The sequence below is a fragment of the Streptomyces sp. 12E genome (assembly GCF_055633275.1).
Window position 1 is genome coordinate 6,655,046 of the sequence record NZ_JBVNCJ010000001.1, and the last position, 12,760, is coordinate 6,667,805.

A 12,760-nucleotide genomic window follows, 5' to 3' on the forward strand; every position below is an offset into this window, starting at 1 on the left:
CAACCTTCGGTTGCTACAGAAAAGTAATGCATTTACTCGGGCGAAGTTCGGGTGGGGCTGGACGGAACCGGAGATTGATGATGAAGTGGCTGGAGCGGTGGCAGTACGACTGCCTTGTGCAACTCGCGGTACGAGCTGCGGCTCGCGGTAGGAGAAAATGGTGAATCAGTCGGTTCTCGGACCTTGGCTGCGCAGGCCGGTGGTTCGGCCCGAAGCGCGTCTGCGCCTCGTGTGTTTCCCGCACGCCGGCGGTGCGGCCTCCTCGTTCCGCCCCTGGCAGCGCCTGCTGCCGGACGAGATCGAGCACGTGACCGTGCAGTACCCGGGCAGGGAGGACCGCTTCGCCGACGGTCCGGTCGACTCAATGGACGTCCTGGTCCGCGAGGTCGTCGACGCCCTCCAGTCGCTGCTCGACCGGCCCTGTGCCCTCTTCGGCCACAGCATGGGCAGCGCGGTCGCCTACGAGGTGGCTCTGGAGCTGCGGCGCCGGGGCCTTCAGGCGCCGGTCCGGCTGCTGGCCGCCGGCCGGGCGTCACCGCACCACGCGGTGGTGGGCGACATCCACCACCAGGACGACAGCGCGCTGATCGATGAACTGGCGCGTTACGGCGGGACACCTCAGGAGGTGCTCGCGGACCCGGAGTTGCGTGCCGCCATCCTGGGATACGTCCGCAGCGACTACCGGCTGATCGAGACGTACCAGCCGTCCTCCGCCGAGCCGTTGGACTGTCCGGTCAGCGTCTTCTTCGGCTCCAGGGACCCCGAGTGCGGAGCGCAGGACGCCGAGACGTGGTCGAGCACCACACGGCATCCCCTGACCGTCACGGCCTTCGACGGCGGCCACTTCTTCCTCGTCCCCCACCGCGCCCTGCTGGCCGAGACCATCGGCCGGGACCTGGGTCTCGACCTCCGCCGACCCGCGCACACGTGGCCCAGCACCCCCTGAGACCTGAAAGGACGTCACTGTCATGGTCGCGGACTACTACACCGCCTCCGCGGAGTTCTACGAGATGGTGGCCGCGCGCCACGTGCAGACGAGTGCCGGGCCCCTCACTGCCGCCCTGGCAGGAGTCGACACCACTCGCGGCCCCGTCGTCGAGATCGGTGCGGGCACGGGGCGGATCACCGCAGTCATCGCCCAAGCACTGCCGGGCGTCCCGATCATCGCTGCGGAGCCATCCGTTCCGATGCGGGCGATGCTCACGAGCCGGGTGTTCGGGGACGAGGACCTACGGAAGCGGGTGACGGTCGTGGCGGAACCCGCTCAGGAGCTCACCCTGCCCGACACCGTCAGCGCAGTGGTGATCTTCGGTGTGGTCGGCCACCTCACCAAGGCCGAACGCGTCGACCTGTGGCGGAACCTGCGCGGCAGGCTGCCCGAGGGCGGACCGATCATCGTGGAGTTGATGGGAGTCGGCACCGCCCGTCGTGTACCGCCGTTCAGGATGCTGCGCGAGGCGATCGGCGAGCAGACCTACGAGTGGTGGACGGAGGCCGAGCCCCTCGAGGGTGAAGTGATGCGCTGGCGGACGTCCTGGAAGGTCTTCCGCCGGGGTGAGCTGGTGCGCACCAACTCCGACACCTACGACTGGGAGAACCTCAGCCTCGAGCAGCTCGCGCAGGAGGCCGGAATGAGCAGCAGTCTGGTGAGCGCCGGGGGTGTTCCGGGCTCGCCGGAGATCGGCAAGCTGATCCGGTGACGTGGCGGTGACCAGGGCGTCCTCCGTTGCTGTCGTGTCACGGGCAGGCCACCGCCCTCGCGCGAGGGCGGCCCATGGGCTCCCGGAGGGTCGACACCCAACCAAATGTATTGACAATCGTTTTCAATAGCGCTTACATGGGTGGCGCTCGATCCGTCTTGTGGGGCCGTGCTCCTGCGAGTGCGGTGCCGGGCCGGCCTTTCCCCCGCCGGGTACGTTCCGTCGAAGGGAGTGACCGCACGTGACGGAGGCAGCGATGCGCCGCCGAACGTGCCGGCCGGTCCCGCCCCGCCGCGCGAAAGGTCCGCCGGCCGGCCGCCGTCAGCACGACAGGCCGGTACGCGGCCCGGGCGCCGGGCTCACCCGGAGACGGGCTCCTCGGGCGTGGTCACGGCGTCATCGTCACCCGCGGGACCGCGCGGAGCCCGGCCGCCCGGACACCTCCCGGCCACCCACTTCCCTCACCACCGCCGCGAGACGGTGCCGCGCCCCCTCATGGGGCGTCGGCCGTGCCGTCACAGCCGCCGACGCCCGCTGCCAACCGGAAAGCGAGAACCTCCCGTGACCCACCGGGAATCCTTCCCTGAGCGCAAACTCACCTTCACCGGCGATCCCGTCGCCGTCGCCGCGGCTCTGTCCGCGAGCACCGACGCACCCCACCTCCTCTACGAGCAGGGCGGCTCCGTCACATGGAGTGAGGGCGAGTCCGTCGTGATCGAGGTGGACGAGACCTCCGTCAGGCTGCACGGCACGGACGTCGAAACCACGGAACTACCCGCGGGCGCTCACCCGTTGGCCACCGCCGGGGAACTCCTCCGGACACGGACCGACGGCGTCGGATCGGCGCACGGCTGGATCTCCTTCGAACTCGCCCACGCCTACCACGGGGGCGGTACGACCGGCGGTCGGGCCCTCGCCCGGTTCGTCGTCCCGGAACGCGAGATCGAACTGACGCCCACCGCGGCCGTACTGCGGGCCGACGGACCGGACGCCCTCGACGCTCTGGAAAGACGGCTGCACACCGCCACGACCTCGGCCGGCGAGCCCGCCGCCGCGCGCGTCGCGGTCGACCTGGAGGAGCGTGCCGACCGGTACCGCACCGCCGTCGCCGACGTCGTACGCGCCATCCGCGCGGGGGAGCTGGACAAGGCCATCGTCTCCCGCACCGTGTCCGTGCCGGACGAGATCGACCTTCCGGCCACCTATGTGGCGGGACGGCGCAGCCACCTGCCGGCCCGTTCCTTCCTGTTGCGGCACGGCGGGTGGGAGGCCGCCGGCTTCAGCCCCGAGATCGTGGCCCGGATCGAGGCCGACGGCCTCGTCACGGCCCAGCCGCTGGCCGGCACCCGCGCGCTGACCGGCGACTCCGACGCGGACGCCGCCCGTCGCGCCGAACTCCACCGCGACGCCAAGGAGGTGTACGAGCACGCCGTCTCCGTACGCCTGGTGCAGGAGGAGCTGAACACGGTGTGCCTGCCGGAGTCGGTGCGCACCGAGGAGTTCATGGCCGTGGAGGAGCGGGGCAGCGTGCAGCACCTCGCCTCCCGGCTGCGGGGCCGGCTCACGCCCGGCCACGACCGATGGGACGCGCTCGCCGCGCTGTTCCCCGCGGTGACCGCTTCCGGCATACCCAAGGGGCCCGCGCTCGCGGCGATCAGCCGTGCCGAGGAACAGGAGCGCGGGCTGTACAGCGGCGCGGTCGTGCGGCTGGAGGCCGACGGCACCTTGGACGCGGCGTTGGTGCTGCGCACCGTCCTGCGCCGAGGCGACCGGACCTGGCTGCGCGCCGGAGCCGGCATCGTGGCGGGCTCCAACCCGGAACGGGAGCTGGAGGAGACCAGGGAGAAGCTCCGGGCGGTGAGTGGCCATCTGGTGCCCTCCACCCCGGTCACGGGCGCGGGCGACGGCATCCCGGCGCCCGTGACCACCTCCGTGACGGCTACCTGAGCCGGGTCGGGCGCCTGCGCGCATGGTGATCGCAGGAACAGGCCGGGGCCACGTCGGCGCCGTCCGTCATGCCCCGGCAGGGTCCGCCTTCGCCGAGCATGCCAGGGTGCCATCGTCACCGACGAGGCCGTGCAGGCGCCCGACCACACCGGCATCGTCCGTACGGTCGTCCGCTCCGGCGCCGCCGGAGGTTCCGGTGACTGCGGCACCGTCCGCGCGACGCCGCACCGCGGCGCGCATGTCCTGCAAGAGCGCCGCCCGAGCCACGCCGACAACCCGGGGAAGGCCCGCGACGGCGGCGGCTGCCCGGGCCGGTTCACCGTGACCGATGTGCCCACCGACCACTTCGGCGTCATCGGACCGCCGCACGTCCGCACGGCCGCCGAGCACCTGGCGTCGGCACCGCCGCGGCCGGGCCGGGAGCAGCAAGGGAGAAGACACCCCGATGACCACCACCGAACCCGCGACCGCCCCCGAGCAGCAGTCCGAACCCCCGTCGGCCACCGCCGACCGCGACGAACGGCGGCGCACCGCCGACGCCCTGCGTGAACTGCGCCGGCCCGTCGCCCGGATGACGAGGCTCGGCATCGTGCTGGGCGCGGTCGGCGCCGTCACCACCCTGGTGCCCTTCGTCGGCATCGCCGAGATCGGCCGGGTCCTGCTCGCCGAGGGTCTCCTGGACCGCGATCGGGTGGCCACCGCGGCCGTCGTCGTCACCGTGGCCCTGGTCGTCGGCTGGAGCTGCACCGGCGCCGCCCTGTGGATCACCCACCTGGCGGACGGCCGTCTCCAGGCCGATCTGCGGCGCCGTATGGTGGCCAAGCTCGGCCGGGTGCCGCTGGGCTGGTACTCGTCCACCACCTCCGGGCAGGTCCGCAAGGCCGCCCAGGAGGACATCGACGACCTGCACCATCTGACCGCCCACCACGACGTCGAACTGGCCGGCGCGATCGCGCTGCCGCCGGCCGGACTCGGCTACCTGGTGTGGGTCGACTGGCGGCTCGCCCTGCTGGCGCTCGCCACCCTGCCTGTCTACTTCACCGCGTACGCCTTCATGATGCGCGGCTTCACCGAGAAGATGACCGCGGTGGACACCGCCTTCGGCCGCGTCGGCGCCGCCGTCGTGGAGTTCGTGCACGGCATCGGCGTCGTCAAGGTGTTCGGCGGTACCCGCCGCGTCCACGCCGGGTACCGGGAGGCCGTGCACGCCTACGGCGACCAGTACGCGGGCTGGGTCCGGCCGGTGCTGAAACTGGACGCGTACACCTCCATGGCCCTGTCCGTGCCGGTGATCTCCGTCGTCGGACTGGCCGGCGGCATCTGGTTCACGCACGAGGGCTGGGTCACCCCCGCCGACGTCCTCGCCGAGGTGCTCGTCGCCGCCGTCCTGCCCACCACCCTGCTCACCCTCAACCAGGGCCTGACCGCACAGCGCAAGGCCGTGGCCGCCGCCGGACGCATCGCCGCGCTGCTGGACATCCCCGAACTCCCCGTCACCGACAGGCCGCAGAAGCCGGACGGCAACGACGTCGTGCTCGACGGGGTCGTCTTCGGCTATGCCTCCGGCCGGCCCGTGCTCCACGGCATCGACCTGACCTGCCGGGCCGGCACCGTCACCGCCCTGGTCGGCGGCTCAGGCGCGGGCAAGTCCACCCTCGCGGGCCTCGTCCCCAGGTTCCACGACGTGGACGCCGGCGCGGTCCGCATCGGCGGCACCGACGTCCGCGACATCGCCCCCGAGGAGCTGTACCGGCACGTCGGGTTCGTCCTGCAGGACGTGCAGCTGCTGCACGGCACGGTCGCCGACAACCTGCGCCTGGGCCGTCCCGACGCCACCGACGACGACCTCGTCGCCGCCGCGACCGCCGCCCGCATCCACGAGCGCGTCACGCGGTTGCCGCGCGGCTACGACTCGGTCGTCGGCGAGGACGCCCGCTTCTCCGGAGGTGAGGCGCAGCGCCTCACCATCGCCCGCGCCCTGCTCGCCGACGCGCCCGTCCTCGTCCTCGACGAGGCCACCGCCTACGCCGATCCGGAGTCCGAGGCGGAGATCCAGGACGCCCTGTCCACCCTGGTACGGGGCCGCACCGTCCTGGTGGTCGCCCACCGCCTGTCCGCCATCACCGGCGCCGACCGCATCGTCGTCCTGGAGGAGGGCAGGGTCGTCGAGCAAGGCGCGCACACCGAACTGCTCGCCGCCGGGGGCCGCTACGCCCGCATGTGGAGGGCCCACCACCCCGCCGACGCGCCCGGCACCGAGCCGACCGAGGGCACCGAGGAGACCGCCTGATGATCCGCCACCTGGCCACCGTCCTGGGGCCCGACCACCAGGGTGCCCTGCGCCGCTACTTCGCCTGGCTGGTCGCCTACGCGGTCCTCGAAGGCGTCGCCATGGCCTTCCTGGTGCCCGTGCTGCGCTCGGTCTTCGACGGCGACGCCGCCGGAGCCCTGCGGCACCTGGCGGTACTCACGGTCCTCGTCGTGGTCACCTGCGTCGCCCGCTACCAGCAGGCCATGCGGGGCTTCGGACTGGCCGTCGTCACCCTCACCACCCTGCACGACCGGCTCGGTGATCACCTGGTCCGGCTGCCGCTGGGCTGGTTCACCTCCGAGAAGGTGGGCCGCGTCGCGCGGAGCGCCACCACCGGCACCCTCACCGTCACCAACGTCTTCGCCCACCAGCTCACCCCCCTCGTCAGCGGCATCGTCACCCCCGCCACCGTCGCCCTCGCCCTGCTCGTCCTGGACTGGCGCCTCGGTCTGGTTCTGGTGGCCTGCGCCCCGCTGCTGTACGCCACCCATCGCTGGTCCGCCTCCTGGATCGGCCGCAGCGAACGGCAGCGGGACGCCGCCGACGCCCTCGCCGGCAACCGGGTGGTGGAGTTCGCGCGGGTGCAGAAGACCCTGCGGGCCTTCGGCCGCGATCGCGAGGGCTACGCCCCGCTGGAGGCCGCGGTGGAGGAACGCAGCAAGGCGGCCGGCCGGATGCTCGCCGAGACCATGCCCCGGCTGCTCGCGGGCGGCCTCGCCGTCCAGCTGTGCTTCGCCGCCCTGGTGGCCACCGGCGTGATCCTGGCCCTGAACGACGCCGTGGAGCCCGCCGCCCTGGTCGCGCTCCTCGCGCTCGCCGCCCGGTTCGTCGGCCCGCTGTCGGAGGCGGCCGGCATGAGCGGCATGCTGCGCGTGGCCGGCAACGACCTCGGCAGGCTCGCCGCCCTGCTGGACGAGCCGCCCCTGCCCGACACCGGCAGCAGCGCCGTCCTCGACCACCCCGGCGAGATCGTCTTCGAGGACGTCGCCTTCGGCTACGACGACGGGAACCCGGTGTTGCGGGACGTCTCCCTGCGTGTTCCGCCGCGCACCATGACCGCGGTGGTCGGCGCCTCCGGTGCCGGCAAGACCACCTTGGTCCGGCTCATCGCCCGCTTCTTCGACGTGGACGCCGGATCGGTCCGCGTCGGCGGCACCGACGTGCGCGAGATGCCCGTGGAACAGTTGATGGCCCAGATCTCCGTGGTCCAGCAGGACGTGTACCTCTTCGACGACACTCTGGAGGGCAACATCCGCGTCGGCCGGCCCGACGCCACCGACGAGGAGGTGCGCGAGGCGGCCCGGATCGCCGGCGTCGACGAGATCGTCGAGCGGCTGCCGGAGGGCCTGGCCACTCGCGTCGGTGAGGGCGGAACCTCCCTGTCCGGCGGTGAACGGCAACGTGTCTCCGTCGCCCGCGCCGTCCTCAAGCGCGCCCCCGTCGTCCTGCTCGACGAGGCCACCGCCGCCCTCGACCCGGAGAACGAGAAGTACGTGCAGCAGGCCCTGCGGACCCTGATGCGTGACTCCACCCTGCTGGTGATCGCCCACCAGCTGTCCACCGTCGTGGCCGCCGACCAGATCCTCGTCCTGGACGAGGGCCGGATCAGCGAACGCGGCACCCACGAAGAACTGCTCGCCGTCGACGGCCTCTACGCCCGCTTCTGGGAACGGCGCCGCCGCAGCCGCGGCTGGCGCCTGGTACCGGCCGGCACGACGGAGACGACCCGGTGATCGGCCCAGCCGCGGGCCACCGGTTGGTGACCGACCTGCTCGATCCTGCCCGATGTCCGCCGCTGTCCAGCCCGGCGGCTGGGCCCGGACCCGCACCGGATCTCCGGACGCCGTCGGGATCGACGTGGCCTCTCCGGAGGAGCTACGGCATGCATTGAGCTGCGGACTGGCCTGTCCCGTGGGGGGAGGAGTCGCTGCGCTACGCCGCGTTGCTGACCCGCATGGGGCATCCGGACGTCCGCAGCCTGGCGGAGGGCATCGTCACCTTGCGGCACCGTGACATCCCGTCCGACGACCTCGGGTTCATCCTCTGCAGTCACGGCTTCACGGTCCGGGCCGACAGGTTCGTCGGCCGCCTGCCGGGCGCGGAGACCATCGCGGTCGACATGGACCCCGTACTGCCGGAGCTGGGACGAACCCACCACGCGGACGCCGCCCGCTATGCGCACGCGGTGATCGGTGAGGACGGCTGGGCCGATGCCCTGGAGCTGCCCCGCGGCCTGGACGTCGCCGTCTCGACGACGGCCCTGCACTACCTCCCCGCCCGCGTCCTGCTGGAGACCTACCGCTCTCTCGCGGCTCTGCTCCGCCCTGGCGGGACGCTGGTCAACGGGGACCACTTCCCTCCGGACGTGCGGTCCTGCGCGGACCTGACCGCTCATGTGGGGCGCTGCCGGGCCGAGCGGGCGGGTGATCACGGCAGCGAGGTCTGGGAGGACTGGCGGCGGGAGGCCGCCCTGGACCCCGAGCCGGCCGACCTGTTCGAGCAGCGGGAGAGAAGCCGTCCGTCGTCCGGCGGCGGCAACCGGCACCTCTCCGTGGGCCGCCACGCCGAACTGCTGCACCAGTCGGGATTCAGCCGCGTCACACCGGTGTGGCAGGTGGGGGAGCAGTTGCGTGCTCGCGGCGTTGAAGGACTGACGGGCTCTGGAGCCTGAGTCGGCCCCCGCCTCGGCGCTCCGTCGGGAGGCGCTGTCGCCGGGGTGTGCCGACGCCGTCGTCACAGTGCGAGGCTCATGAGGATCTCGTCGCGGTCGTCACCAGGTGCCAGACGCAGCGCACCCGGCCACCGGCCGACCTCGGTCCAGCCGGCCTTGCGGTAGAAGTGCTCGAGCCCCAGCCCGGCCCGCACCGTCAGTTTGAGTCGCTCCAGGCCCATCTCCTCCCGTGCGACGTGGTGGACGCGACGCATCAGCGCGGCCCCGATACCCAGTCCCCTGAGGTGCACCTGCGTCTGCACGTGGTTCACCACACCGCAGTGCGCTTCGAGCGGGTGCGCCTCGCGGCGGAGGAGCAGCCAGCCCCCGAGGGCGCCGTCGAATGTGGCCGTCAGCAATCTGCAGCGATCGGGCGCCAGATGCTCCGCGATACGGTCGACGGCGGCTTCGAGGTCCGCCGGTGTCAGGGGTGGCGGCGGACAGTCCGCTGGAATGACCGCTCCGCCGGAGTTGACCACCGTGGCCCAACAGGCGGCGAGTTCCCGCCTGAGGACGCCGGGGAGCAAAGACGACCGAGTGAACTGGGTGAACGTGGGGGCGGCGACTTCGAATGCTGTCACGTGGAAAAGCTTGTCACGGCACCCGCTGTCGAATGGTGCGGTCGTGCGCCCGTGGTCGGGGTGTCGGCAAGCCCGTGGCCACCTCACCGGCCTGCTGTGTCAGGCGTCCGTTCGGCCGCCGTCGCGTCCGGCGTGGCAGTCGTCGCACATCCCGGTCAGTTCGAGTGTGTGGTCCACGTCGTGGAACCCGGTGACGCGCGCCACCTCGACCGCCCACCGCTCGACTTCCTCGGAGTCCACGGCGAGACTGAGGCCGCAGCGTCGGCACAGAAGGTAGTGCCGGTGGCCGTCGGCGGGCCGGTGACGGTAGAGGCGTTCACCGTCGCTGTCGCGCACCATGTCCACCCGGCCCGACGCCTCCAGCAGGCGGAGGGTGCGGTAGACGGTGGTCAGGCCGACCACGACACCGTCCGCCGTGAGCGCCGCGTGCAGGGTCTGGGCGGAGGTGAAGCCGTCGCAGGCGGTCAACGCCTGCAGGACCGCGGCCCGTTGCGGGGTGGGCCGCCACTCGCCGAGGGTCGTTCCGTGCATGTGTGTGCCTCCGTAACGGTGGGGACGGCCGGGACGGCCGAACGCGCTCGACCGCCCCGAGTCCGGTCACACGGCCGCTGTCAGGGACGAGGTTTCATGTTCGTCTTCGTGCGTGCAGACTTCTCCGGTTTCCCAGCCGGGGAAGGGGTCGGTCGTGGGCGCCGGTTCTCCCACGGCCATGAGGCAGCCGGCCAGAGCGGCACGAAGACGATCGGCCTGCAGGCCGATACCGATGAAGACCAGCTCCTGGGCGTGCGGTGCGTCGGCATCGCGGATCCCGGAGGGTTCGAAACGGGCGACGGAACCGGCCTGGGACCACAAGCCGGTCACGCCGTTTCGGCCGGCGAGGGTGAAGAAGCCCTTGGACCGCAGGACCCGGCCGTACATGCCGCTGTCCATGTCCCGGGTGACGAAGTCCCAGAGCCGTGCCGGATGGAAGGGCGCCGCCGACCGGAAGACGAGGGAGGAGATGCCGTACTCCTCGGTCTCCGGGACGTGGTCGCCGTTCAGCTCCCGCACCCAGCCCGGTGCCTGCTGGGCGTGTTCCAGGTCGAAGCGTCCGGTTGCCAGGATGTCGCGGGCGTCGATGCGGCCGTGCACCGAGTTGATCAACCGGGCCCTCGGATTCAACCGCGCGAGCACCCCGCGCAACCGGTCGGCGTCCATGTCGTCGACCAGATCCAGCTTGTTGAGCACCAGCACGTCGGCGAACTCCACCTGGTCGACCAGCAGGTCGCTCACCGTGCGTTCGTCGTCCTCGTAGGGAGCCAGCCCCCGTTCGGCGAGGTCGTCCCCGGTGTCCAGCTCGGTGAGGAAGTTGGCGGTGTCCACGACGGTGACCATGGTGTCCAGCCGGGCCACGTCCCCCAGCACGGCGCCGTCGTCGCGGGCGAAGGCGAAGGTGGCGGCGACCGGCATCGGCTCGGAGATGCCGCTGGACTCGATGAGCAGGTAGTCGAAGCGGCCTTCTTGGGCGAGGCGGTCGACCTCCTCCAGCAGGTCGTCCCGCAGCGTGCAGCAGATGCAGCCGTTGGTCATCTCCACCAGCCGCTCCTCGGTGCGGGAGAGCGCCGCCTCGCCCCCGCGCACGAGGGCGGCGTCGATGTTGACCTCGCTCATGTCGTTGACGATCACCGCGACGCGCAGGCCCTCGCGGTTGGTGAGGACGTGGTTGAGGAGGGTCGTCTTGCCGGCGCCGAGGAAGCCCGACAACACGGTGACGGGCAGGCGCTGTGAGGACATCGGCGTCAGTCCTCCGGACGCAGCAGACCGCGCCGGTAGGCGGGCACGAGGTGCTGGGGCACCCGGTGGGTCACGCCGTCCACCGTCACGGACACCAGGTTCGGCGTGCTCGCCTTCCACTGGGCGCGGCGGTGACGGGTGTTGCTGCGCGACATCTTGCGCTTGGGCACGGCCATGGTGGTTCCTCTCGGTCAGGAAGGGGATCGCCTCGATCGGGGCGGAGAGCTTCGACCACGACACCGCACCGGAGAGACATCGACAGCATACGATAACGGTTTTCATATCTGATAGTTGTCGTCGGACGGTATGTCGCAGCAGGAGGCGGACAAGCGGTTGCGCACCGACGGCGAGCGTTTGGGTCCAGGGCGCCGGACCGCGGTGTCGGTCACGTCCGCGCACGTCGACCGCATGCGCGCCTGTCACGGGACGGAGCCGTCGTCCTCACCGGTTACGAGAACAGTGCCGACGCCCTCGTGGTCGCCGCGGCCCGCGTCCTCGGCAGCCGCCTGCGCGAGCCGTACCCGCATCGCGTGCGCACCTCGCAGGACGCCGGTCCCGTCCACCTCCACGCCGACAGCTTCGACCTCGTCGTCGACGTCGGTGGTGTGCCCAGCAGGCGGCGCCACCCGGATGAGGACCACGTCCTGATCCGGTATGTCCGGCCCGCTCGCTCCGGGGGCGACTCCTTCGTGGTCGACGCGTACGGCTTCGTCGACGGCCTCGCGTCGACCGACCCCGCTCTCCTGGACTTCCTCACCGGCACCGATATCGACCTGTACGGCAAGTGGGCGGGACTGCGCGGACTTCCCTCCACCCCACGTGCCGCCCGGCACGTCGAGTACGCCCGCACCGGTCGCCGCATCGTCCGCCGTACCGACGGGGCCGTCCCCCTGCACCGTGATGGACCGTAGCCGTCGCCGGTTGCTCGGGGCCGTGAGGGCGGGTGCTCCCGGTACGGGCAGAACCGGCGGGATGGCAGGGACTTGCCGGAGACGGAGAGGGAAAAGTACGGGCTGCGCTACTGTTACGACGGTTTGACCGCACTCGATGCGGTCGGGTCGTACGAGATGCTGTGCCGGGTGCCGGGTGCCGGGTGCCGGGTGCCGGGTGCCGGGTGCCGGGTGCCGGGCGTCACGGTGGCGACCGTGGCCGGGAGGGCAGGGCGAGTCCGTACGTGTACCGGCGAGCTGGGGCTGATGGCCTAGCTGTACTGCCCAGGGACGTTGGTCAGTCTGGTGACGGGCGGTTTGCCGCCGGTTGCGGTGTGGGGGCGGTGGTGATTGCAGTGATGGAGCCAGGCCGGCAGGGCTTTGCGGCGGGCTGATTCGCTGGAGCAGAAGCGTGCGAAAGCCCAGCCGTCGGCCAGGGTGCGGTGGAAGCGTTCGACTTCGCCGTTCGTCTGTGGCCGGTAGGGCCGGTTCCTCTTCGGCGTGATGCCGAGTTCGGTGCAGGTCCGATCGTCCTGACGACGCGATTGTTCGGCCCACTGGTGGCGGAGCGGGTGAGTCCGTGCCGGCACATCAGGGCAGGGCTGCCGGTCAGATGGCGGGTGCCTCCAAGCCCGGGCGCATGCCTGTGCCGGGACGACTCCGCAGGTGTGGTGGAGGGGATGTGTGAGGCCCTGTTACTCGGGGCGGGTGACCACGGCCTCGGATCCGGCGGGTGGTGGGCGTGCGGTTCGCCGGGGACGGCCAGGCCGAGGGCATCGTCGACGGTGTGGTCCTTGTGAGGCGCGATG

11 protein-coding genes and 1 pseudogene are annotated in these 12,760 nt (G+C 71.7%); 7 read left to right on the top strand and 5 right to left on the bottom strand.

The window, feature by feature from the left end:
• The first annotated feature begins 229 nt into the window (after positions 1 to 229).
• The 6 genes from ACZ8ZB_RS30520 to ACZ8ZB_RS30545 all read left to right on the top strand — a co-directional run bounded on the left by ACZ8ZB_RS30520 (position 230) and on the right by ACZ8ZB_RS30545 (position 8,629).
• Positions 230 to 946 carry a thioesterase II family protein gene (locus ACZ8ZB_RS30520; protein WP_470740830.1) on the top strand — a complete coding sequence of 239 codons (717 nt, stop codon included), beginning with the start codon at positions 230 to 232 and terminating at the stop codon, positions 944 to 946.
• 22 nt (positions 947 to 968) lie between these two features.
• Positions 969 to 1,700 (top strand): class I SAM-dependent methyltransferase, encoded by a 732-nt coding sequence (locus ACZ8ZB_RS30525; RefSeq protein WP_470740831.1) that lies wholly within the window; start codon positions 969 to 971, stop codon positions 1,698 to 1,700.
• Positions 1,701 to 2,261: 561 nt separating this feature from the next.
• Complete coding sequence (locus ACZ8ZB_RS30530) at positions 2,262 to 3,647, top strand: salicylate synthase (protein ID WP_470740832.1); 1,386 nt, start codon at positions 2,262 to 2,264, stop codon at positions 3,645 to 3,647.
• Between the two features lie 445 nt (positions 3,648 to 4,092).
• Positions 4,093 to 5,937, top strand: coding sequence for an ABC transporter ATP-binding protein (locus tag ACZ8ZB_RS30535; RefSeq protein ID WP_470740833.1), 1,845 nt, complete (start codon positions 4,093 to 4,095; stop codon positions 5,935 to 5,937).
• Positions 5,937 to 7,691 (top strand): ABC transporter ATP-binding protein, encoded by a 1,755-nt coding sequence (locus ACZ8ZB_RS30540; protein ID WP_470740834.1) that lies wholly within the window; start codon positions 5,937 to 5,939, stop codon positions 7,689 to 7,691. Before ACZ8ZB_RS30535 ends, ACZ8ZB_RS30540 begins: the two co-directional genes overlap by 1 nt.
• 221 nt (positions 7,692 to 7,912) lie before the next feature.
• The gene (locus ACZ8ZB_RS30545; protein WP_470740835.1) at positions 7,913 to 8,629 is read left to right on the top strand and encodes a class I SAM-dependent methyltransferase; all 717 of its coding nucleotides are present in this window, start codon (positions 7,913 to 7,915) and stop codon (positions 8,627 to 8,629) included.
• Positions 8,630 to 8,691: 62 nt separating this feature from the next.
• Here the strand turns inward: ACZ8ZB_RS30545 and ACZ8ZB_RS30550 are convergent, their stop codons facing one another.
• From ACZ8ZB_RS30550 to rpmF, 4 genes are all read right to left on the bottom strand, one after another.
• The gene (locus tag ACZ8ZB_RS30550; protein ID WP_470740836.1) at positions 8,692 to 9,249 is read right to left on the bottom strand and encodes a GNAT family N-acetyltransferase; all 558 of its coding nucleotides are present in this window, start codon (positions 9,247 to 9,249) and stop codon (positions 8,692 to 8,694) included.
• Between the two features lie 99 nt (positions 9,250 to 9,348).
• A complete protein-coding gene (locus tag ACZ8ZB_RS30555; RefSeq protein ID WP_470740837.1) occupies positions 9,349 to 9,780 on the bottom strand; it encodes a Fur family transcriptional regulator in 432 nt (143 codons plus the stop codon).
• A gap of 66 nt (positions 9,781 to 9,846) precedes the next feature.
• A complete protein-coding gene (locus ACZ8ZB_RS30560; protein ID WP_470740838.1) occupies positions 9,847 to 11,022 on the bottom strand; it encodes a GTP-binding protein in 1,176 nt (391 codons plus the stop codon).
• 5 nt (positions 11,023 to 11,027) lie between these two features.
• Positions 11,028 to 11,198 carry a 50S ribosomal protein L32 gene (rpmF, locus tag ACZ8ZB_RS30565; protein ID WP_470740839.1) on the bottom strand — a complete coding sequence of 57 codons (171 nt, stop codon included), beginning with the start codon at positions 11,196 to 11,198 and terminating at the stop codon, positions 11,028 to 11,030.
• A gap of 354 nt (positions 11,199 to 11,552) precedes the next feature.
• On the opposite strand from rpmF, the gene ACZ8ZB_RS30570 reads away from it, so the two are divergent.
• Complete coding sequence (locus tag ACZ8ZB_RS30570) at positions 11,553 to 11,933, top strand: hypothetical protein (RefSeq protein WP_470740840.1); 381 nt, start codon at positions 11,553 to 11,555, stop codon at positions 11,931 to 11,933.
• Between the two features lie 290 nt (positions 11,934 to 12,223).
• On the opposite strand, the pseudogene ACZ8ZB_RS30575 reads toward ACZ8ZB_RS30570, so the two are convergent.
• A pseudogene (locus tag ACZ8ZB_RS30575) lies at positions 12,224 to 12,472 on the bottom strand (integrase core domain-containing protein); the annotation flags it as partial.
• Positions 12,473 to 12,760 lie beyond the last annotated feature (288 nt).